At 40.9% G+C, this 22,791-nt stretch carries 19 protein-coding genes and 5 tRNA genes; 5 read left to right on the plus strand and 19 right to left on the minus strand.

What is annotated here, in order from left to right; genetic code table 11:
- Positions 1 to 67: 67 nt before the first annotated feature.
- The 8 genes from AB4298_RS02970 to AB4298_RS03005 all read right to left on the minus strand — a co-directional run bounded on the left by AB4298_RS02970 (position 68) and on the right by AB4298_RS03005 (position 3,529).
- Positions 68 to 144, minus strand: a tRNA-Met gene (locus tag AB4298_RS02970).
- Positions 145 to 382: 238 nt separating this feature from the next.
- A tRNA-Val gene (locus AB4298_RS02975) sits at positions 383 to 459 on the minus strand.
- A 2-nt stretch (positions 460 to 461) separates the two neighbouring features.
- Positions 462 to 538 (minus strand) — tRNA-Met (locus tag AB4298_RS02980).
- A gap of 38 nt (positions 539 to 576) precedes the next feature.
- A tRNA-Val gene (locus AB4298_RS02985) sits at positions 577 to 653 on the minus strand.
- 13 nt (positions 654 to 666) lie between these two features.
- Positions 667 to 743: transfer RNA gene (locus tag AB4298_RS02990), tRNA-Met, on the minus strand.
- Between the two features lie 584 nt (positions 744 to 1,327).
- The gene (locus tag AB4298_RS02995) at positions 1,328 to 2,596 is read right to left on the minus strand and encodes an MFS transporter (protein WP_371985696.1); all 1,269 of its coding nucleotides are present in this window, start codon (positions 2,594 to 2,596) and stop codon (positions 1,328 to 1,330) included.
- On the minus strand, positions 2,596 to 2,793 hold the full coding sequence (locus tag AB4298_RS03000; protein WP_248998539.1) for a hypothetical protein: 198 nt from the start codon (positions 2,791 to 2,793) through the stop codon (positions 2,596 to 2,598). The genes AB4298_RS02995 and AB4298_RS03000 overlap by 1 nt, the downstream gene beginning before the upstream one ends.
- Before the next feature lie 238 nt (positions 2,794 to 3,031).
- Positions 3,032 to 3,529 carry a VF530 family protein gene (locus AB4298_RS03005; RefSeq protein ID WP_371985697.1) on the minus strand — a complete coding sequence of 166 codons (498 nt, stop codon included), beginning with the start codon at positions 3,527 to 3,529 and terminating at the stop codon, positions 3,032 to 3,034.
- Positions 3,530 to 3,872: 343 nt separating this feature from the next.
- Between AB4298_RS03005 and AB4298_RS03010 the strand changes: the two genes are divergently transcribed.
- Positions 3,873 to 5,477, plus strand: coding sequence for an ABC-F family ATPase (locus AB4298_RS03010; protein WP_248998537.1), 1,605 nt, complete (start codon positions 3,873 to 3,875; stop codon positions 5,475 to 5,477).
- Positions 5,478 to 5,574: 97 nt separating this feature from the next.
- Here AB4298_RS03010 and AB4298_RS03015 read toward each other — a convergent pair whose 3' ends face one another.
- Together AB4298_RS03015 and AB4298_RS03020 are read right to left on the minus strand one after the other, a co-directional pair.
- The gene (locus tag AB4298_RS03015) at positions 5,575 to 6,225 is read right to left on the minus strand and encodes a CatB-related O-acetyltransferase (RefSeq protein WP_371985698.1); all 651 of its coding nucleotides are present in this window, start codon (positions 6,223 to 6,225) and stop codon (positions 5,575 to 5,577) included.
- A gap of 194 nt (positions 6,226 to 6,419) precedes the next feature.
- Positions 6,420 to 9,545: a UvrD-helicase domain-containing protein gene (locus AB4298_RS03020; protein WP_371985699.1), complete on the minus strand. Its 3,126-nt coding sequence runs from the start codon at positions 9,543 to 9,545 to the stop codon at positions 6,420 to 6,422.
- 346 nt (positions 9,546 to 9,891) lie between these two features.
- Between AB4298_RS03020 and AB4298_RS03025 the strand changes: the two genes are divergently transcribed.
- On the plus strand, positions 9,892 to 10,233 hold the full coding sequence (locus AB4298_RS03025; RefSeq protein ID WP_248998534.1) for a hypothetical protein: 342 nt from the start codon (positions 9,892 to 9,894) through the stop codon (positions 10,231 to 10,233).
- Positions 10,234 to 10,427: 194 nt separating this feature from the next.
- On the opposite strand, the gene ftsZ is transcribed toward AB4298_RS03025, so the two are convergent.
- Both ftsZ and AB4298_RS03035 read right to left on the minus strand, forming a co-directional pair.
- Entirely contained in the window at positions 10,428 to 11,633 is a 1,206-nt protein-coding gene (gene ftsZ / locus AB4298_RS03030; protein ID WP_371985700.1) for a cell division protein FtsZ, read from the minus strand.
- Between the two features lie 44 nt (positions 11,634 to 11,677).
- Complete coding sequence (locus tag AB4298_RS03035) at positions 11,678 to 12,706, minus strand: helix-turn-helix transcriptional regulator (protein WP_371985701.1); 1,029 nt, start codon at positions 12,704 to 12,706, stop codon at positions 11,678 to 11,680.
- A gap of 301 nt (positions 12,707 to 13,007) precedes the next feature.
- On the opposite strand from AB4298_RS03035, the gene AB4298_RS03040 reads away from it, so the two are divergent.
- Positions 13,008 to 14,090 carry an AI-2E family transporter gene (locus AB4298_RS03040; protein ID WP_371985702.1) on the plus strand — a complete coding sequence of 361 codons (1,083 nt, stop codon included), beginning with the start codon at positions 13,008 to 13,010 and terminating at the stop codon, positions 14,088 to 14,090.
- A 106-nt stretch (positions 14,091 to 14,196) separates the two neighbouring features.
- On the opposite strand, the gene AB4298_RS03045 is transcribed toward AB4298_RS03040, so the two are convergent.
- Positions 14,197 to 14,631 carry a DUF1090 domain-containing protein gene (locus AB4298_RS03045; protein ID WP_371985703.1) on the minus strand — a complete coding sequence of 145 codons (435 nt, stop codon included), beginning with the start codon at positions 14,629 to 14,631 and terminating at the stop codon, positions 14,197 to 14,199.
- A 241-nt stretch (positions 14,632 to 14,872) separates the two neighbouring features.
- Between AB4298_RS03045 and AB4298_RS03050 the strand changes: the two genes are divergently transcribed.
- Complete coding sequence (locus AB4298_RS03050; RefSeq protein WP_371985704.1) at positions 14,873 to 16,402, plus strand: glutathione synthase; 1,530 nt, start codon at positions 14,873 to 14,875, stop codon at positions 16,400 to 16,402.
- Between the two features lie 101 nt (positions 16,403 to 16,503).
- Here the strand turns inward: AB4298_RS03050 and AB4298_RS03055 are convergent, their stop codons facing one another.
- The 3 genes from AB4298_RS03055 to AB4298_RS03065 form a co-directional block, all read right to left on the minus strand.
- The gene (locus AB4298_RS03055) at positions 16,504 to 16,824 is read right to left on the minus strand and encodes a hypothetical protein (protein WP_371985705.1); all 321 of its coding nucleotides are present in this window, start codon (positions 16,822 to 16,824) and stop codon (positions 16,504 to 16,506) included.
- A 113-nt stretch (positions 16,825 to 16,937) separates the two neighbouring features.
- The gene (locus AB4298_RS03060) at positions 16,938 to 17,813 is read right to left on the minus strand and encodes a putative phage abortive infection protein (RefSeq protein WP_371985706.1); all 876 of its coding nucleotides are present in this window, start codon (positions 17,811 to 17,813) and stop codon (positions 16,938 to 16,940) included.
- A gap of 208 nt (positions 17,814 to 18,021) precedes the next feature.
- On the minus strand, positions 18,022 to 19,779 hold the full coding sequence (locus AB4298_RS03065) for a DUF4435 domain-containing protein (protein ID WP_371985707.1): 1,758 nt from the start codon (positions 19,777 to 19,779) through the stop codon (positions 18,022 to 18,024).
- Positions 19,780 to 19,987: 208 nt separating this feature from the next.
- Between AB4298_RS03065 and AB4298_RS03070 the strand changes: the two genes are divergently transcribed.
- Positions 19,988 to 20,944, plus strand: coding sequence for an IS110 family RNA-guided transposase (locus AB4298_RS03070; RefSeq protein ID WP_371985708.1), 957 nt, complete (start codon positions 19,988 to 19,990; stop codon positions 20,942 to 20,944).
- Positions 20,945 to 20,966: 22 nt separating this feature from the next.
- Here the strand turns inward: AB4298_RS03070 and AB4298_RS03075 are convergent, their stop codons facing one another.
- The 3 genes from AB4298_RS03075 to AB4298_RS03085 form a co-directional block, all read right to left on the minus strand.
- Positions 20,967 to 21,428, minus strand: a complete 462-nt coding sequence (locus AB4298_RS03075; protein WP_371985709.1) for a hypothetical protein — start codon at positions 21,426 to 21,428, stop codon at positions 20,967 to 20,969.
- 107 nt (positions 21,429 to 21,535) lie between these two features.
- Positions 21,536 to 21,916 (minus strand): hypothetical protein, encoded by a 381-nt coding sequence (locus AB4298_RS03080; protein WP_371985710.1) that lies wholly within the window; start codon positions 21,914 to 21,916, stop codon positions 21,536 to 21,538.
- Positions 21,917 to 22,002: 86 nt separating this feature from the next.
- Entirely contained in the window at positions 22,003 to 22,437 is a 435-nt protein-coding gene (locus AB4298_RS03085; RefSeq protein ID WP_371985711.1) for a hypothetical protein, read from the minus strand.
- Positions 22,438 to 22,791: the final 354 nt, after the last annotated feature.

The raw sequence follows: 22,791 nt of genomic DNA on the forward strand, positions 1-22,791 counted from the left end.
CATTTTAGGTACAAAAAAACCAGCTTTCGCTGGCCTACATATCACGCCATTTTTTTAGTAAAAGAATTGGTTGCGGGAGCTGGATTTGAACCAACGACCTTCGGGTTATGAGCCCGACGAGCTACCAAACTGCTCCATCCCGCGTCCGTATTGACGCTAATAACTGTTTTGATTCTGCTATAAAAGAATCTATCACGTAAACTGGATTGCTTTTTACAAAAGCTTGGCAACGACCTTCGCCTATCTTTTATAAAGAGTTGAGTCCGAGTAGCTTTTATACTGCTCCATCCCGCGTCCGCAATAACAACTCAGTTCGAGCAGCCTACATAGCTTCTCCAACTAGCGTTAAATAATAGATTTTTGGATTCTTCTACAAAAGAATTGGTACAACCGAGTGGATTCGAACCACCGACCCCTACCATGTCAAGGTAGTGCTCTAACCAACTGAGCTACGGTTGTATTGGTTGCGGGAGCTGGATTTGAACCAACGACCTTCGGGTTATGAGCCCGACGAGCTACCAAACTGCTCCATCCCGCGACAGGATTATAGATTTTTGAATTCTTCTATAAAAGAATTGGTACAACCGAGTGGATTCGAACCACCGACCCCTACCATGTCAAGGTAGTGCTCTAACCAACTGAGCTACGGTTGTATCGTTTAAGAACTGGTTGCGGGAGCTGGATTTGAACCAACGACCTTCGGGTTATGAGCCCGACGAGCTACCAAACTGCTCCATCCCGCGACTATGTTCTTGCTGTCCGTTTGGCTGTTGCCTTGGAACGAGCGCTATAGTATGGCGATAGCGCTTTCGTTGCAAGTAAAAAAACACAAATAGATGTTAAGCGGTGATTTGCTAGTCAACTTGAGTGGTGTTTAAGCATTTTCGGCATTTTATAAGTAAAACAATTACAAACAAGAATGTTTTAACCCAGTTTTTAAGCAGCTTTTATTGTTTTACGACTCGGTAAAAGCAGCATGCAAACATAAACATGACTCAAATTAGTCATGTTATAGATATCAGCCACTAAAATTGCCTCATTATATCGAACGCTTTTCGAACACTCTACCACTTGCCATCATGCCTTCGAACTCGCACACATCACTCATTAGACTAAATGAAGTAAATTGAACGCAATATAGAAGCCATACATTTAATTGGTATTTAAGTTTACCAACTCAACTTGAATCTAAAACGGAAATTGTTAGGCTAATTTACAGCTATCAAATCTCGCATGACGTAAAAGCATTTAATACGACTGAGTCCATCGTAGAGAAAGAGCCATCCAATTGATGACTCAACTAGTGCTTAGTTTTAAACAATACAGATTAAGCTTGCTTAGGCAAATCGATTACAGTCGCTATAGGAGCAAGTCTGGGATCAAGACTTAATGGCTCAGGCTTATTGAAAGTAAATAAAGGGCGGTCATCAATTGGTAGATGTAATAAAGCTGCTATAAACGCTAGCACCACCGTAGACCACCAAATAGGATCGTAACTACCATAATAGTCATATATACGCCCACCAACCCAAGCCCCTAAAAAACTCCCAACTTGGTGCGTAAAGAACACTAGCCCATAAAGTGTCGAAAGATAACGAGCACCAAAGATCTGCCTAACTAGACCAGATGTGAGAGGTACAGTCCCTAACCAACAAAAACCAATTGCTGCACCAAACAATGCTGCAGTGTTGTCGGTCACAGGCAAAGTCACAAACGCAGCAATAACTGCCGTTCTTACGAAGTAAAGCGCACTCATCACATATCGCTTGCTATACCTGTCACCCATTACGCCCCAAAAATAAGAACCAAAAATATTAAATATACCAACATAGGCCAAGGCTAGTGCTGCAGTAGAAGCATCTAAGTGCTTATCAGCAAGGTAGCTAGGTAGATGTGTGGCAATAAACATAACGTGAAAACCACATACAAAGAACCCCATATGGATTAACCAATAGTTACGATTCATCGCTGCTTGCCTTAAAGCCTGCCCCAACGTCTGCTCATCGGCTAGCTCTTGACTATTACTTTCGCTCTTAGTGGTTTTCATAAAAGAGGCAAACGCAAACATAATGCAGCAAAGCAGCGCAAAAACTTGCAGTGCGGTTTGCCAATCAAAGTGGGTTAATAAGCTTTGCGCACCAGGGATCACTGCAAACATGCCAAAAGAGCCTGCAGCCGTAGTTAAACCAAATGCCTTTGCTGTATGCTCCGATGGCACAACTTTCGCCACAGCGCCAAGCACCACCACATAACTTGTTGCACTTAAACCCAAACCTATCAACATACTAATTGATAGATAAAACATATCGGTAGTTGTAGAAAGGGAGGTTAATAAGAGCCCAACACCATACACCAGTGAACCAAACATAATGATCCGCTTTGAGCCATATCTATCGGCAGCCATACCGACAAAAGGCTGAAACATGCCAAATAGCAAATTTTGTAACGCAATCGCTAAGCTAAAAAACTCTCGACCTTGCTCAAAGCTAACTGATATCGGCGTCATAAAGATCCCGAACGATTGGCGGATCCCTAAACTTAAAATCAATATACCAATGCCTAACCAAACTAACAGCGGGAAGCGAAATATACTCATTAATGATGTCCCCCAGTTTTAGTACTAACAACAGGCTGAGCGGATAGAGGTTGTTTCGGTATTTGGTGGCAGCCGACCTCAGCGCCGTTATCACTAAAGGCATTGAGTAATGGTGGGTAAGAATTAACTAAAATCAAAGTCAGTACTAACGCAGTGGTCATACGGATCAGCTGTGCAGATATGGATTGAGAGCGCATTACTATACAAGGTTACTTAAAAGGAAGCGCATGCTACTGATTTGTAGAGAATGAAACAAATGAATAAATAGAAACAACACTATGCATAAAACGCATAGTGATAATTAGACCTTAAGTTTGGGCTAAACCATGCAATAGGAGAAACAAAAAAGGATCCTTACGGATCCTTTTATTTCTATCATTCTATTATTCCCGCAGTCGCGGACAAGCTTAAAAATGATATTTACGTCAGTCTGGCTTACTTACCCCAAGGGTTTGTAGGATCTTGTGATACTGCAGGGCGTTTAGCGCCACTACGACGGTTTTGTGCATATGAATCTTGAGCTTTAGGTTTGTCTTTACCGAAGCGTGGACGCGACCCGTTTTTCTTCATTTCTTTATAGTTTTCCATAGCTTTAGTGCGCATTTCTGCAACCAACTCCACAGTTAACTTTTCTGGTTTACGCGGCACAATACCATCAGCATAACCACGCTCGCGTGGTTTAAGTGCCATTTGGTCTTCATTGCCTTTTGGCATACGCTTAAAACGGTACAGGTAAAACGCTTCTACACGTTCCCGCGCCCACTCAGTCTTTTTCAAAAACTTTACACATGCATCCATATTTGGATTTAAATTAAAGCATGCCAATCTAAGGGCAGCATAAAGTACTTTATAGTCATAAAACTTCACAAGCTCAGTTAGCATGGTTTCAAGTTTTAAGCCGTGAAGCGGGTTGTTCTGTTGATGTTCAATCATGGGGTGTCCAAATATCGCAGGTAATATATAAAGCGCAAGCACCTATTATAATGATAACCATTTAATAAATACTGAAGACCAATCATAGCGCTGGTCAAAACAATGTCTTAATAATAACAAGAAAAAGCCCTTATCACCCAATCAATTCGTACTCCGTGCGCATTTATTGATAAAAGCCAGCTCAAACACTATAAATATCAGGCTTTGCAATACATGATTGCTCGACATCTAAGCACCTACCTCTGTATAATCCGCGGCTGTTTTGCCTCTCGAACAGGATTAGCCTTGCTAACCTGTTAGCGTCTTTGGCTTTCACTTTATATTATTCACTCAGGATACTCTTTTGATTTCTACCGCAAATATTACGATGCAGTTTGGCCCAGAGCCATTATTCGAAAACATTTCCGCTAAGTTCGGTAACGGCAATCGCTACGGCTTAATCGGCGCAAATGGTTGTGGTAAATCCACCTTCATGAAGATCTTAAGTGGTGAGCTTGCTCCTACGTCAGGTAACGTTTCAATTACCCCGGGTCAAAAAGTCGGTACTTTGAGCCAGAACCAATTCGCATTTGAAGAATTCAGCGTCATTGATGCTGTTATTCAAGGTGATGCAAGACTGTGGGAAGTTAAACAAGAGCGCGAGCGCATCTATTCACTACCAGAAATGAGTGAAGAAGATGGCATGTACGTCGGTGAACTTGAAAGCGAGTTTGCAGAAATGGACGGTTACAGCGCTGAAAGCCGTGCGGGTGAAATTCTACTTGAAGCTGGTGTTGAAGAAGAGTTGCATTTTGGCCTAATGAGCCAAGTGGCTCCAGGTAAGAAACTGCGTGTACTTCTAGCACAAGCATTGTTCTCAAACCCTGATATTCTGCTACTTGACGAACCAACCAACAACTTGGACATTCACACCATTAACTGGTTGGCCGAAGAGCTTAACAAGCGTAAGTGCACAATGATCATCATTTCGCACGACAGACACTTCTTGAATACTGTTTGTACCCATATGGCTGACATCGACTACGGTGAGCTACGTATTTACCCGGGTAACTACGAGTACTTCATGGAAGCCGCAGCACTAATTCAAGAGCAGCTATTAGCTGGTAATGCTAAGAAAAGCGCTGAAATGACTGAACTACAAGACTTCGTTAACCGTTTCGGTGCAAACGCATCTAAAGCGAAACAAGCAAGTTCACGCGCTAAGAAGCTAGAAAAAATCAGTCTAGACGAAGTTAAATCATCAAGCCGTATGACACCATCGTTACGTTTTGAAGATGGCAAGAAAATGCATCGTCAGGCGCTTATCCTAGAAGATGTAGGCCACGGTTTTGATGGCGAAATGCTATTCGAAGGTGGTGAGTTGATCCTTGAGGCAGGTGCAAAACTTGCTGTTATTGGTGAGAACGGTGTTGGTAAATCAACCTTCTTACGTTGTTTGGTAAATGAATTACAAAACAAGCAAGGTGTAATCAAATGGTCTGAAAACGCGTCTATCGGCTATTGCCCACAGGACAGCAGCAAAGACTTTGATAATGACATGACTCTATTTGATTGGATGTCACAGTGGCGCTTACCAAAGCATAACGACCTAATGGTACGTGGCATGCTTGGCCGTTTGTTGTTTACTGAAGATGACATCAACAAAAAAGCACGTAATTGTTCTGGTGGTGAGAAAAACCGTCTGTTATTCGGCAAGTTAATGATGATGGACATCAACGTGCTTGTTATGGATGAGCCAACGAACCACATGGATATGGAAGCCATTGAAGCACTAAACAATGCGCTTAAAGTGTACCAAGGCACATTGGTATTCGTAAGCCATGACCGTGAGTTTGTATCATCACTCGCTACACGTATTATCGACGTAAAAGACAAAAAACTGGTTAACTTCCAAGGTACCTTCAATGAGTACATGGCAAGCCAAGCAGAGAACGAAGCGAAGAAGTAACTTAACGCTTACGCTTAATCAGAAAATGGCGCTACCTTTATGGTGAGCGCCATTTTTGTATGTGCTGTAACGCCGTTATATTTAGCATTAACTAAGGCTATTTATTAGCTAAATGATATTGATATAAACCGTCTATATCAGCACTACACATTAATGACATCGCCCCTTTTAGTTTATCAAGCGGCCAATCCCACCATTTCATGCTTAGCAACAGGGCAACCGCTGCATCATCAAAACGCTGCTTAACCAATTTGTTGCTACCAACCACCACGGAGTATGGCGCAACATCTTTTGAGATCACCGCCCTCGCCCCAATCACTGCGCCATCGCCAATGGTAACGCCCGGCATAATCATTGCCTCGGAGCCAATCCATACGTCATTACCGATAACCGTATTGCCTGCGCGCTCAAAACCACTCTTCACTCCCCCGCCAAACTCTTCTACAGGAAATGGATAAGTCGAGATCCAATCGAGTCTATGCCCCTGATTACCCGCTAGCATAAAACAAGCACCAGATGCGATTGAGCAAAACTTACCGATTATTAGCTTATCGACTTCACCAAAAACGTCAGCCTCCCATACATCTATGGTCGAGCTGTCTCCGAGAAGGTAGCGAACAGCTTGATCTTCAAAAGACTTGCCATGATAAAACCCAGAATAATAAGAGTACTCACCTACCTCAATATTAGGATTGGTGACTTGCTCTTTAAGTCTTTTAGACTCAAGCCAACTGGTAAATGCGCTCATGGGTAACACCTCAAACTTCTACAATAACATTTAAACATCAAAAATAATCATCGGAAAATGATATCAAAAAACAAAGCAACAACGGTAATCTAGCAATCACCTGGACTCGATTTCGTCATTAGGATATCCGCCTTTCAACAGGAAAGTTAAATCTACCATCAATTTTTTTGACCCAACTATTCATTCATAAAAAGCTAGGCTGCGGTACTTTGTTTATCACTGACAAGATCACATGTGTACTGACAACAAGTCGCATCGCCTCTTTTGTGCTGACTACAAGCTAAAAATAATTTTCCACTTTTAGCATTAGTGCGCTGCACAAGTTTACCGGTTAAACATTGAGGACAAATCTGCTGTTGATGGCCACAGTTTTCTGAGCCACAAATATAATGAGTTTGGTTAGGTAACATAGGGCCGCTTTTACACGCAGGACAAGCGTCAACCTTAGTATCGCAATAATCCTTGCCTAGTGAGCAGGTATAAAACAGACCATAGGGACCTTGCCGCGGGATAAGCTTGCCATCGTTACACTCAGGGCAAGACGCTGAATCATGATACTGGTTATCGATTTCACTCAAGTTAAGCCGAACATCGTCGCCGTAACCGCGTAACTCCTTAATAAAGCTTGATTCTTTACCCACTTCAGCTTGCACAAATACCGTTTGCTTGGCGCGAGATAACGCTACATAAAATAAGCGTCGCTCTTCAGCGTCTTTAAATGAGTCCAGCTTAGGTAGCAATACTTCTAAAATCGGGTCGTTCGCTATCTTACTAGGGAAGCCATACTTGTCATCGTTTACATCCAGCACTATCACATAGTCTGCTTGCTTACCCTTAGATGCATGGGCCGACATTGCTGAAATGGCTAATTGCGGGTAACGCTGGCGCCAAACATCTAAGTCCTTCAAACTAGTTTTAAAACGACTTATCAGCATAACACTTGCTTGGTGATTGTTACTCTGGCCAACAATGCTTGCAAAAGCCTGCTCCAATGCCGCTTGCTTAGTATCGATAAGCAAACACACTTGAGGGTTATCACTCTTACTATGGGTGGTAAGCTGTTTGGTTAACTGGGCAGGGTTTGCTTGAATAAAGCGAGAAGCGACTTTTTCAATCTGGTCATTAAATCTAAAGGTTTTATCTAAGCTAATTGTTTGCGTGGTGCCAAAAGTACGCTCAAACTCTGTGGTTAAGTTAAGATCGCTGCCGGCGAAACGATAAATTGCCTGCCAATCATCACCGACACAAAATAATGCGCAGCCAGGATTTGCATTTCGCAAGGTCTTTACCAGTTGTGCCCGTTCGCTTGAGATATCTTGAAACTCATCAACCATGATGTATTTATATCGAAAATGATTACCCGTTTTTTGATGAAACGCCTTACTCTTAGCAATATTAAGTGCTTTGCTGATCATGTCAGAGAAATCAATGGTGTTGTTCTCAACCAGATAAGCTTCATAGCGCTCAATAACCCAACTAAACAAGTGCAAAAATGCCTTCCATCTTAGCTGGTTATAAAGATTATGTTGTTTAACGGCCGTCTTAGTGTTGGCGGTCGGCTTGATATCATCTATACCAGGCGCAACTGCTACACTCTTTAGCGCCGAGTTAAATTTAGTCGCATTTAACTTAGCGACTGTCAGCCCCGACGATTTAAACAAACCCACAAAGCTTGCCATCAAGCGGCTTACATTACGGTATACGCCTAAGGCCTTAACTTGCTCAAATACTGCTTGCGGTGCTATTGGCTTAAATAGTTCACTTTGGGGCAGTCCAAGATCATCACACCGCTGACATAACTGCGCTTCTAAGTTTTGCTCTAGTTCACCGATATTAGCCTGCCAACTAAACGTCTGCAGTAAACAAGTATCATGCTGTTGATGTAGCGCAATCTTCCATTCTCGGCTTTGGTTATATGCCTCTTTATCAATATCAGGGCGAGTATTGCCCTTTTTATCAATGCCAAAGTGCTCGAGATACGCATCCAGTTTAGGTATATAAAAGTCAGGTTGATAAGCGCCCTTACCAGGCTCAGTAACACTTATGCTGGTATTTTCGTTAGCTTGAGCACGATAGTGAGGCTCATACTCAAACTCAATCCCGTGGGTATAAAGGTAATTGCAGATCTTAAGCTCTTGAAAGCTTTTAACTAAGTCACCTGAAAGCGCTCTGATCTCGTTATTTTTAAGGTAAGCATGGTATTGACCTTCCGACTTAAAAGCCAGTTCATTAACCTGCGGATACAAAAAGCGCCCAAAATACTCGGCGACGGGATCGGCCATTTTAGGATCAGCAACAATGCTATCAATCAGCTTATCGATAAATTGGGTAAACTGCTTCTCATCACTGGCAAGCACTGACACTCGCATAGGCTGATGTGTTGTATTTGGCGCTATGCCATTAGAGAAGTTCTCAATGATCTCTTTGCCGATTGCATGAAAAGTACTAATTTTTACACCGCAGTCTTTTACACCGCTGTCATTTCCGTTTGTGGGCTCCGTTTCAAAGGACTGCTCAAATACAGCTTCAAATACCGCTTTAGTCCGTTGTTCGAGTTCAACTCGGGCATCCTTACCGTATGCCAGCATTAAAATCTCTTCGGGCTTGGCTAGCCCTTGCTTAACTAAATAAGCCGCCTTTGCTGCCATAGTGCTAGTTTTGCCGGTACCGGCCCCAGCGATGACCAAGGTATTGTTTTCATCAATCACACAGGCTTGACGCTGCAGCTTAGTTAACGGATGCGCTTCAAGGGAGTCAAATAAGCCAGCGTGAGCGGTTAACTGTTGAGTTTGCCACCATTGGTTATATTTATCGGCGAATAGCTGTGGCTGCTTAATAAATTTGGCTAAGCGGCAATTAAATTTGTCGGTTGCAAAACCAAGGGTAGAAAAATGCGGCTCTAATGAGAACTGCTCAAAACTGGCAGCATAAGCTTGCTCAAACAGCTTAATGTCAGAGCCTCGTAAATAACGCTGATGTTTAGCAAAATGATGATTAAAAGCCTCAATATCCACCAGCAAATCATCAAAACTCACTTGTAATTGAGCGCGATTAGCCGCAAGACGATTATTGAGTGCCAGACTAAATAGCGGTCTGCTGTTGGTAAAATGAAAAAAGCTAAAGCGGTGATTGCCCCAGACTAAGGTTTTAGTGAACCAACCTCGCCTGACTTCAACGGTTTGATCCATCGCCGGATAAGCATATAGCTTGCCATTAACGGTTAAGCCTTGTTTACACAAGTGAGCGCTATTACAAAATACCACGCCTTGTAAAAATCCAAACTCAACAGAATGTCGCCTAAGCTCCATCAATAACCCCATCCGACAAAAACGCCATACTACCAATTAACGCTGTGACTCAATAGCAACAAGCGCCTTAAAAAACCAAATCAAAACACGAGTGCGCAAAAAAAATACGGTAAAAACCAATCGATTATTAGCTACAAGCGTTTTTAGGTTTTTTCACTTATGAAAAGTACACAACGACTGTGATTAACCACACAAAAATGACCCGAACCCGATAAAATGGGGCTTGCCATCACATACCCCATAATAAGTACATGCTAGCCTCTAGCCATCTAAAGTAGCACCTCAAATTAATAGAAATGCTACCAAATATCATCTAGATAACGCTTCCATAAGTGAAATGAAAAAAGGGTTCACCAAAATGAAAAAATTACTCGTTGCAGGTCTTGTAAGTTGTTTATTCGCAGGCACCGCTAGCGCTGAAAACCTAGATACTGATACCGCTGTTGGCATGGCAAGTCTAATGATTTGCACCTCTTTTTATGCCGAGCACGATATGCAAATTGAAGGTCAAATCGTAGGTCAGTCTATGATGTCTCATAGAACAGCTGGTATCGAAGAGATGATCATGAGCAAAGAAACCAGCCAAGCACTAGATGCTTATATGACTAAGTTCCAAGCTGCTAATAAAGAGCAGCAAGTTGTACTATGTGAAGACGCAATCAAGTTCGCTCGTGAAAGTACATTTGTAAAAGTAGACTAAGATCTAAATCGAATTCCTAGACTCCTAGACAAGGAATTAGGGAAGGCCTCAGATAAGTATTGGATTAAACCGGTGTAACGCTTATCACAAGTCATATTGATAACCCCGCAAGGGGTTATCTTGTTTTAGAGATTGTAAAGAGTTCAATAGCTCATTTTAAAGCGCTAGAAAGCCTTTTAATGCCAACGGCCCTATTAACAGTTCTGCTTACGAGTATAAGTCGGAATGTCTAATTCCTCCTCAGGTACGCTAATTGCCCTTGCTGATCTCTCTTTTAAAAAATCATGCAGATTAAGTAGCTCCGATGTATCGAAACGTTCTTTACTAACAGTAACAGGCTTGGCTAACTCTTTTTGACGATCGTTATTAAGTGTTTCATCCTCAACCATACTGTTTATTTGGATATGAGCACCATCAGGTTTAACCACCTTATCAAGCGGTTCATCACTTATCCCCGTAGCAATCACCATTAGCTCAAGTTCACAATCTAGCTCTGGCACTATGGTTAACCCGATAATCACTAATGCGTCAGGATCGAGCTGTTGCTGCAACGTCGCGCCAATACAGTTATATTGGCTTAGCTCAATTTGTTCAGTAGCCATTACACTGACAATAGCGCCTTTAGCTTTAGTTAAATCAATCTGTTCTAGCAGCGGATTTTTAAGGGCATTATTGATGGTCAGTTGTAAATCATCGCCTTGCATCTGCTTGGCCACGCCCATCGCCGCGCGGCCATGATGGCTAATCACCTCGACAAAATCATTGAGGTCGATATTGATTAAACCCGACTGGCTAATGGTTGTGGTTAAGCCCTGAAGCACATCTTGTAAAATACGATTACTTTGATAAAAAGCATTCACTAAACTGATTTTCTTATCTAACGCCTCAAGCAATTTATCGTTTGGCAGCACGATTACCGCATCCGCTTGCTGCATTAGCTCATCTATTCCGGCTTTGGCTATTTTACTGCGCTGGTGGCCCTCAATGCTAAATGGCGTCGTGACTACGGCGACCAATGGCTTATTTAGCTCTGCTGCAACAGATGCCATAAACGGAATCGCACCAGTGCCTGTTCCGCCGCCCATACCCCCGGTGATAAACACCACATCAGCCTGCTCAATCAAATCTCGAATTTCAGTATCAGACTCTTTAGCCGCTTCATAACCCTTTTCCGGCCTTGCCCCCGCGCCCAAACCTTTAGTCACTTGCTGGCCTATCTGTAAGCGAGTGCTGCACAGTGAAAGCTTTAATGATTGGGCATCGGTATTAACTGCCACCAGCTGAACATTGTCTGCGATGGCAGATTGGCTAAGTTGATTAATGGTATTACATCCACAGCCGCCTACGCCAAATACGGTAATACGCGGCGTCTGCTCATTGGGGGTTAGTAATTCAAACATCGGCAGTTATCCTCAATACATAACAAAAATTTGTATCGATAAGACTAAACCTGCTCTGCGACAACCTCCGACGTAGCAGTTTGATATTTATTAATAACTTTACTGCTGAGTTTACAAAAATGCGCGCGTAGCTTAACCGGGGCAATCACTTCAACGCTGTCAGCCATACTCCAAAGGAACTCTCTTAATTTTGGCGTATCCATGACGTTCGCTTTAACTAAATAGCGACCATCGACACGGCGCTCTAGTGTTTGATTGTCGCTCAATTTAGCATTGCGCAATATAAAGCTCGCTGAAGGCTCAAATAACAACTCGATATCGATTGTGCTTTCAGAGTGAACATTACCCACTCGTGCAATATCAAAATCGCTGCGCATCACCGCTTTAGTGTCTAGCAGTTCGATATTACGCAACATGTGTATGGGTTTCGCGTAGCGTCTAGAATGAGTGTTACCTAAGGTAAAGGCCAGTAACACCACACCACCACTTATTTTTATTCCCTCAGGATTAATAGGTCGGTAGTCAATCCAATAATTTTTACCTTTAATCACTCGTTGAATTTGGCAGCCGATTTGTTGATGGTCAAGCAGCGCTTGCTGCACTGTTTCCAGTGCTTTGGGATCGGGCTCATCAAAGGTAATGGGCAGCGGCTCGGGTAACTGAGCCACTCGGCACGCCCAATACAACCAAGGGTTATCGGGATCACTACCAAGAACTTGATCTGCTTTTTCAAAATAAGGCTTTAGCTGCTTAACGCTTTGTGGTGGCAGTAACTGATTAGCGCTGTGCTGTAATGTATGAAACGCCAATGCCACATGCTGATCCATCAAGGTTAAATTAATGCCACGCCAACAAGCAGCAATAGACCAGCCAAAGGGCTTACATCTATCATCCATCACCAATCCAAACAGCCCCATATCATGCATGGCTTTCAGCTCACGCTGCACTGTTCTTAGGCCAATATCAAAATCGCGATTGTTTAACTTCTCAGTAATATCGTTGGCGGTTATTCGTCTTGGGTGACGCGGGATCAGCTCAAGCATAGCAATCTGGCGTTGAATATTGGTTTGCATCAAAAGTTCTCATATTTTGCAGTGCAGACAGCATAATACTATCTTGCGACAGATTATGACGCAGCAAATTATTAATAAGCAAACCACTAAATAAAACCAGCGTTAGACAAAGATCAATCACAGAAGTTATTGTTAGCATTGACTATAGTTAACCTTGTTCTTAACCTTTAACCACCTTAACAAGATTATTTCAGTATTAAGTCGCTTTTATCGCCCAAAATAAAAGGCTTAAGATAAAAGACTTAAAGTAAAATCAGGCCCTAATTAAATCACTTACCCAAAGTGCTTGGAGTTCCTTTTAATGGACAGTTTTAAGCTAAAGCCGCGCCACGCCATATTACTGCTCGCTTTGGCGATTGCGTGTTATGCATGTTATTTGCTGGTATCCCCCTATTTAGGCGCTATCGTACTTGCGTTTATTGTCGCCATCTTAGTCATGCCGTTTCATATTAGGGTGCAACAACATCTACCTAATAGCCCAAATATGGCCTCTGTGGTTTCTTGTACATCTGTCACCGTGATGGTGTTAATACCATTGCTGTTCGTAGCCATTGCGATTATGAACGAAGGCATTAACTTTATGAGTAATGCCTACCAATGGCTTACCGATGGCGGTGCTAAAGACTTTCTTGCCCACCCCTATATTCAAAGTGGTGTTAGCCTATTAAATAAATGGCTGCCTTTCGACACCATTAAAATAGATGAACTCGTGCAGCAAGCAGCGGTAAAAGTGACACAACTAAGCAGTAGCTTTTTAACCGCCAGTACTGGTTTACTCGGCGATGTTGCCGATACAGTTTTATCATTTTCATTAATGCTATTTGTGCTGTTTTTCTTCTTACGAGATCAAGAAAAGATTATTGCAGGTGTTAGACACATCATTCCATTATCACGTTCACAAGAAGAGTTACTGTTTGATGAGGTAAAAATGGTAGCAAAGTCTGCCGTTTTCGGTGCATTTTTAACGGCGTTAGCACAAGGAGCTTTGGGCGGCATCGCCATGGCTATGGCTGGGTTTTCAGGGCTATTTTGGGGCAGTATGATGGCATTCGCCTCTTTCATTCCGTTTGTCGGCACCGCGATGATCTGGCTTCCCGCCTCAATCTACCTTTTCATCACTGGCGACTGGCAATGGGCGCTGTTTTTAATGGCGTGGGGCATACTGGTAATTGGTTCTATCGATAACTTCTTGCGACCTTGGCTAATGCAAGGCAATACCGGCATGAGTACATTGTTACTGTTTTTCTCACTCCTAGGCGGTCTACAACTTTTCGGCCTTATAGGATTAATTTATGGTCCAATTATCTTTGCGGTAACACTCGTGTTAGCCCGCTTATATGAAATCGAGTTTCAAGACTTTATAGAGCAGCAAGATAAGACTTAAAATTAGTCTTCTTAAGACTCATTTGTAAGTATTAAACTAAGGCGAGGCCCTTGCTAATAAGGGGCTTCGCCAGTTTTCTAACAGGCTGTTCTAGCAGTATGAGTATTTATGGAATCGCTTGCAGGCTTGCCAGTTCTTGCTCAAGTTGCTTGAGCTTAGTATTTTCACTCAATAGCTTTTGCTGGTATTTATAGGTTTTATCTAAATTACTCTCTTCTTCAGCTTCTTTTAAATCAGCTTCATATTTATCTATTTGTTGTTTTACATCGGCTATTTCAGCTGTTAAATCTTGTTTTAATCCATCGTTAGTGCAATTCGCTTCGACATTTTGAAGTGCTGTTTCTAAACCCGATACCTTATGCGTATTACCATGCGCCTTTGCCATAACGATTTGCTTTGAGATCTCACAACGCTTTTTGTCACAGCCAACCATAGTACTGCAGTCTTGATGGTGATCAGCAAAAGCAAGCTTTGCGGGCAGTGCAAAACTCAATATACAGGCGGATATAGCCGTTAACGCAACAACTGAGGTGTTTTTCATCTGAATATCTCCGGTTCATTATCAATGAGTTTATACTGCAAAACTAAACTAGCTATAGCTTATATAGACACTAGAACATTAATCGTCCATTTAGCAATACAAGTTGGCTGTTGTTCACCTTCTTTAATTCGGCTTTATTCGAAATATAAATTGACAATACTCGGCCACAGACCTATATTTCGAAAATAACAGAAATGTTTAAAACAAAGCTCAAATTAATACAGCAAATAAGGGTGACATCATGATTAACGACACAAGCAAACAAGCTGCGCAAGACGCCATCGAGTGGGCGTTAACTCATGGAATGGCGCTAAAGACCACGCCCTACTCTGCCGTACACACTGCTTTTAGCTTAACGCCTACGCCTATCACTGTCGCGCGCTACCAAAAGCTAACTGCATCGGTAGGTCTACTCGGCAAGTTAGTACATTTTGCATCTGAAGACAGTGAGTTCCTTAGCCAAGCGATCGAGCCGATCACCAAAGGCGATCCTTTCTTTAATGCATTATTAGAGATGCACCAGGCGATTCACCAAACTAATCAGCAACCCATTCAGCAAACTAATCAGCAAGCGGCGCAAAGCGCTAAACGCTTACCGCTACTCATTATGCGTAGTGACTTTATGGATGATGCTAATTTAGGCCCAAAACTAATTGAGTTTAACGGTATTGCGGCAGGTATGGGGCCATTTGGCCAACGAGTACACGAGCTACATAATTTCTTGCAGTTACAAGCCCCTGAAGCCTTCAGTGAATGGTCAACACCAGCAACGGGAAAATTAGTTGCCAACAAAGCGCTAGAAAACTTGGCTCAAGGCATTGCCAAGGCGACATTTAAAATTAACGCCGAGTTTGCAGCTGTCAAACCGGACACAAGCGTTCTAGCCCCAATTGATAACTCAGCCAACGCACCAACCTTCTTGATGGTTGTGCAAGCAGGTGAAGACAACGTTTACGATCAGCATCTGTTAGAGCATGCACTGCAAGCCAAAGGCATTCGAACCATTAGACGTACGTTTAGGGAGTTACATGGCAAACTTAAAACTGGCGATAACCATAGACTATTACTCGACGGCGTAGGCGCAATCGACACTGTATATTTACGCGCAGGCTACCAATATTGCGACTACCACGCCAATGACATCATCAGCCGTGTGTGCTGTGATGCATTAATGCAAACCCGCATCTTCATTGAAAAACACCGGGTTGCTGTTAACGCTACAGTAAGCCAACAACTGGCAACCAGCAAACGGGTACAAATGTTATTATCTTCTATGGAGCCTGCAGCCCTTACCCGTTTTGGCTTAACACTTGACGAGGCAAATACCGTTAAGGAGTTACTCGGTGACATGCTCGCGGTCAGCAAAGACAGCGCCGCTATCGTGGCAAACAGCAGTAATAATGACTGGGTACTTAAAAACCAAGGCGAAGGCGGCGGCCACTGTATATTTGGCGATGACATTTTGCCAAAACTAGCCGCATTACAGCCCCACGAATATCAAGCCTGGTCACTCATGCGTAGATTGCACCCAATAGCACGGGCAACAACCGCATTAACTGTTCGCAAAGGTGAGCTACAAAAAATCGACGACCTTATCAGCGAAATCGGCATGTTCACCGTACATATAAACGGCGAAGCGGCGATTGCAGACGAGAATAATCATAAACAAGCTTACGCCGGATATTTGATTAGAAGTAAATCAGCCCGAACCACCGAAGGCGGCGTCCACAGCGGCATGGGTGTATTGGATTCGCTGGTGTTTAGTGATTGAGACTGACGTTTAAATAAAAAATAGCCAACGTATGTTGGCTATTTTTGAGTCATAGCTGAATGTTTACTCTGACCCGACTAAATTACTGCTTTAATGCCTTGCTAGCTAGCTGGTGGAACTGCAACCGTTTTCAAATTCCATACTAACGAACTCATTGTTTCTTCCGCATCTGAATTGAAGTTAATAAATAACTCTTTCAAATAAGAACTAACTCTACCTAAGGTTTCTGCTCGTCTATCATCAGTCTCACATTCTAGTTCACGTTCATAAATAGAATCGAGTACAATTGTAACTTGAGGTAGATTAGTTTGCTCCGGCCATGATAAATAATATGTAAAATCAGATTTTTCTTCTGTAGTAGTTTCAAATCCATTAGGTGCGTATAAAGCTATATATTCTTCAATATTATTTCTAATACTCATATTTTAAAACTCCATGTAAATTGATAGTAATTGTGATTAAGCTAGCTAACGCCCATTTAAGGCGCTGATAATAGTTTGCTAAAATGTGCAGCGAAGCGAAACCGAGCAAACTGTTAGGAGTCCCGCTTTAAATTCTTGTTAGATTTCTCTTTAAAGTAATACTCCATATTGGTTTTTATAGCTTTGTTGTTCCCGTAAGCAGTCATATTATACTTACTTAGGTCGAATGCATTATCAATTAACCCTCTATAGCCTATGTATTCAAAAAGACTATACTTCTCAATTTCCACCTTCAGTTCGACTAAAGCTGTACCGTATAAAACCTGATAAAATACAAAGATTAACTCTCCATTAGTTAATTCAGAAAACAATACGCGATAATATTTCCTTTTATCAGAAATATCACTTTCCTCTATAAAATCTATAATGAATTTAAAATGCATGAAATAGGAATTTAAGACAATACAATGGTGCCCTTGATTGCTTATACCATCATAAGATTTTTTTGAATCACACCTTTCTGGATCTTCTCCGCCATACTGTTCAGAACTATAATATTCTTGATATTTATACAGTTCATACCGAAGATGTTCAAAACCACAATACCTAGTGTCTCTGTCTAATTCAAATTTACTCGGTACATTTGAGTCTTTTCCAACGTCTTCTGCAATATATACCCGAATTAAATGAGCAACTTGAGATTCAAATCGGTTCAACAAGTTAAAAAATGTTGATTCAAAGTTTTGTAACTTGGCAGTCTCTATTTGTATGTTTTGTGCATCCGCGCTACGTTTCAACTCTTCGGTGGAAAGTGTAAGTTCAGACCTTGTCATTTCTAGCTGTTTTTCGTTTTGTTTTAATTGAGCTTGTTGCATAAAAACGGTGATCAGAACACTAATGAAAGCGGCAAAACTCAGAAAAGGGTTTAATATGCCACCAATAAAATCACCAAAAGCCCCCCATATTTCAGGTTTACTAGAGATATCCATATGCCCAAAGTTTACAACGTAGGATATTGGAACCAGAGAACTAATACATACTATGAGTATGATTACAGCTAATATTTTTTTATTCATATACTCAAAACTAGTTAATTAACGGAAAACATAACGCCTCGTTAAGAGGCAAAAAATTGTTGGCTAAAATTAGCGACGAAGGAGCAAAAGCCAACTGTTTTTTGTCCTTTTAAACGACTTGTTATATCTCGGGTACGTAACTACGTAAACCAGCTAATATCTCTTCTCTTTTATCTGAATTCAACATTCTCAACACTAGCTTTTCGTAACCATTTTTCCCTAATTCAAATGCCGAACATATACTTGATAATAAGCCCTTGTTATTAAAATATTTCAAGATCTCATCCAAGTCATTACCTTCTACCAATCTTTGATATAACTCAGAATTTAAGTTGTACGTTGCGTCTATATCAATATTATCAAGAGTCTCAGCTACTGTTTTCTTAATAGCATCTAAGCCTTCAGACTTATTATTAATTCGGCTAAGTTGGTTCTCAATAGCACAGCAGGTACGAAGTGATATTTGGCGTTCCAAATCTTTTTGGAGCATATTCTTTGCTATATCTAGGGATTTTTTTACAACGTCGTTAGGATCTAAGTGTTGGTTTTCAGAAACAATCCTGAGCGTTGACTCATTAAGAAGGATATTTTCAATTTCAGCAACATCTATAGCAAAAACACCTAGTATTTTTAACCCTTCAATTTCATAGTCAGTTCTATAGTCTCGATCAATAATCCCAAATACATTTATGTGGTGAAAAGATTGATTCATTGACATAGATTTTACTGAGTCAATGACTTTTTGGCAGCCATTTCTTGGAACAACATTATGATTCCTAAATATTGATTGGTATATAGCGTGGTCCTTACCACCTTTCTCACCTTCTACAAAAATAACAGTTCGCCTGTTACCCATTAATTCAAGTAATAAGCTTTCAGGAAAATCTTCGACGTCAGGTACATAATCCCATTGCCAAGTGCTTTGACCATCAAACTCTTTCACCCATATGTTTGTTGAGCTTACCCTTGTTGAAGCAAACCCTAAATCATGAGTAATATAAACAAATAAACAGTCCGGCTTTGCTTCTTCTAGTTTATTCCACAAAGACTGCATGATTGAAGTATGTAAATGAATTTCCGGTTCATCAACAATGAATATTGAGCCCGCAGGTGCAACAAGACACTGCCCCATTAAATATAGGGCTACGCGCTCACCATCACTCATTTCCTTACCGTGATATTCAGTACCATTAGTTTTATCTATTACTTTAACTTTGCCGTCACGAAGTACAATTTCTCTATGAGGAAGAACTTCATCCCATAGATTTGTTAGCACATCTATTGGGGCGTCTTCTACAGGTATATATTCTTGCTTTATGCGGGTTTCTTCTGAATGCTTTCTATCTCTTTCAGCTGTAGTTGCAAATAAAGTAGACAAAACCTTTCCATAATCTTGTTGCATAAATGTTTCTGGGCGACCACCCCACTTGTGATTCCATTTATAGTTGTTACTTGCATACTGAGAATTTTCATTACCCCAAAGAAGATCATTCAAAGATTGTTCTAAAGATTTAACCGTCGCATACTCAGGTACATCCAACGCTCGCTGTGCAGAGATACGATGAACTACAATATTTGTGTCAGTATTTTTCTCTATCCATGCACCTAATCGACTTTTTCCTGCACCATTCGCACCAACAATAACTGCTGAGCCATTGTGAACAATTTCAACTTTTGATCCTGAACCATCTTGATTTGGTAAAAATAACTTTGGTAACAATTTATGCATCCTTAAAAATAATTGAAATGTACATTCGACTTGTAGAGATATAACGCCCCGCTGAGGGGAAATTTGTAGTTGGCTAAAATGTTGAACGGAGTGAAAACAGCCAACTGTAAATTTTCCCTCTTGAGCGCCTTGTATGGATAATAAACCCACCTAATTTACAAATGATTCCCTGTTTCGGGTAATGTGAGACCCAGGCTTTAGCTGCAACTAAAGCTTTCCTTGTCGTAGTTCGATTGAATGATGGCTCCTCAGTTGAGAGACCGATAACAAGAACGAACGCGACAAAGGACTCCAAGCAAAATACTCGAATAGTCTACTGGGCCTCGAACCCGCATTTGCAAGCAAGAGTTAGCTTATTATGAATTCAAAAACTAATCAAAACATTAACGTAGGTGTAGATACTGGCAAGTTTCAGCTGGATATTTATATCCGTCCAGTAGGTCATTTTTTTAGCGTAACTAATGATGATAAAGGGATAAAAGAAGCCGTTAAACAACTAAAGAAGTATCAACTCGAACGCATTGTGATTGAAGCGACGGGTCGGTTAGAAATGCCTTTTATAATGGCCTGCGCTGAATCAAAACTACCATTTGTCATTGCTAACCCAATTCATGTTAAACGCTTTGCAGGTGCTATTGGTCAGCGAGCAAAAACAGACAAGTTAGACGCTCAACTTATTGCTCATTATGGTGAAGCTATTAAGCCTCCCTTATCAACCTTAAAGCCAGAGATAATGCGCTCTATGAGCGATTTAGTCGTAAGACGTAACCAATTATTAGTCATGCAGACTATGGAGAAAAATCGTCTTCAAATTCTTCCTCAAGAACTCGCTATGACAATAAAGCCTGTCTTAACTGCGTTCAAGATTCAGATTGAAAAGATAGAGGCAAATTTTGTTAAACTCATAGAGTCATGTCCAGACTACCAAGCTAAAAACACTATTCTCCAGAGCATGAAAGGGATCGGGAAAATAGCCGCAGCTTCTATTATTAGTAATCTCCCTGAACTGGGTTACATCAATAGTAAACAGGCTAGTGCTTTGGTAGGCGTTGCCCCGATGAATAAAGAAAGTGGGCGGTTTAAAGGGATGCGAAAAATTCAGGGAGGAAGGTATCAAGTTAGAACAGTTCTATACATGGCTATGATGTCTGCAATTCAGTCTAATCCTATTTTTAAAGAAACTTATCAGCGATTGGTGGCTGCAGGAAAACCAAAGAAAGTGGCGATAATTGCCTGCGTTAGAAAGATGGTTGTAACGTTAAATTCGATGCTAAGAGATGGTGTAATGTGGGAAGCGCCAAAAGCTCAAAGTTAGCTATTGACACCATAGTCTCTTGTTAGGAGATAAGTTTCTTCCACAAAGCTTTCAAGTTAACCCCAAATCCAGAAAAATTTGGCTTGAGCTCCAATATTTCTTCAGGCTCAGGTTTTACGACTATGTTATTCCTGCGAATGTACTCGTCATAACGCTGTCCCAAAACCATTTCTAATAGTTTCAAATCTTCACAACCAAAGCTTGGCATTAATATTACTAAAACATTGTCCTCAATATTATTCACTCGATTCTCTTTACCTATTTCACGAAAGTCGTCATACGATAAGATTTTCGGTTTAAAAGAAAATGGAGGATTTGAGAATTGTTTCGGTAAAAGCCCTTTTTCATATTCAATTTGATGAATCCAAGCCCCTAAGAAAAAAACTTCCTCTAATGTTTGTTCAGAATCTCGATCATACTTAACTGGTGCAAATTTGGTCTTTTCTAAACTAAAACAATAGATCGCATATTTTTCTTTCTGCATTTTATCTCCTAACGCCTCGTTAAGGGGCAAAAATCAGTTGGTTAAAATTAGCGACGCAGGAGCAAAACCAACTATTTTTTGTCCTGCTTTAACGACTTGTTATGTGTTTAATGGATGGAATACCCGACAGATATAATATCGTATTTATTTTCTTTAACTTTGAGATAAACCACTAAACGACTTTCGTACATTATTTCTATAAGGTTTTCACCTTTATTGTCAAAAGGTTTAAGAGTAATTATCGAGTCAATATCAGGAATCAAAGCTAAATTTTCTAATAATTTATTTGGCAGTTTATCATCCAGCTTTGCGAAATGGAGTGATTCAGTGTGTATTTTACGCTGGTTTTTAAAGATAAAACCTTTAACCTTTTTCTCAATTAATTCAGACGATACTACAGATGTAGTTACGATAAATAAAAGAAGACTAAAGGCTAACCTAAAATTGAGCGATTTAATGACCCCCCTCCCTAAACACATAACGCCCATTTAAGGGGCTGATAATAGTTTGCTAAAATTGTGAAGCGAAACCGAGCAAACTGTTAGCAGTCCCGCTTTAAATTCTTGTTATGTACCTATTTACTCAAGTGTTTGATAGCCAATGGATATTTTTGTTTAACTGCATCTTCCGTTAACTCTGTAACTATTTTAGAACAAAGCTCTCCTTGTTCAGTTTTACTCAGTTTATTAAATAGGATAATTCTATTTCTAGAAGTTTTCTGAGCTACCGCTAATAACTCATTGACCTCATTTTCTGGAGTACGCTCAAGGCCACTCAATAAGCTGGCTACGATTGTATTATTTCGATTCATCCAATCATCGGTTGCTCTAGAAATAGTCTCTTTCATTTCTGGAGCATACTTGCTGCACATGAATTTATATACATCTACTTCTTTGAGATAACCAAACAAAATCCCAACGGCTTCACCTTCATTTTCAGCATCAACGGATGAATTAGCGCTAGCAAAATATGAAGTTGAGATTAACACCAAAAATATAAATATTCTCATACGTGACCTAGGTACATAACGCTTAAAACAAAGGTTATTTATAACACCTCGCGAAGCGAAGATAAATAATCCTTTGATTTTCCTAGTTATCTGGCAGCCAGAGCCTTAGCTCGCTTTGACTGCGAATCAAAAAAATACGGAAGAAACGGTACGGATGGGATATTCGCTACCTTAAGATAATCGCTATGTCTGATTGCGAAGAACCACGCACTCTTCCAACAGCATAGCGATTATCTTAAGGGATAGAAGTGAGTATAGTCCCGTCAAGTTCCTTTATTAGATTTTATGGTGATAAAAACAGCCAATTAAATACTGTTTAAATATACAGCTAAAGTTTCTGTATCACCTATAATA

Source organism: Shewanella sp. 10N.261.52.F9, from assembly GCF_041471165.1.
GTDB lineage: Bacteria > Pseudomonadota > Gammaproteobacteria > Enterobacterales > Shewanellaceae > Shewanella > Shewanella marinintestina.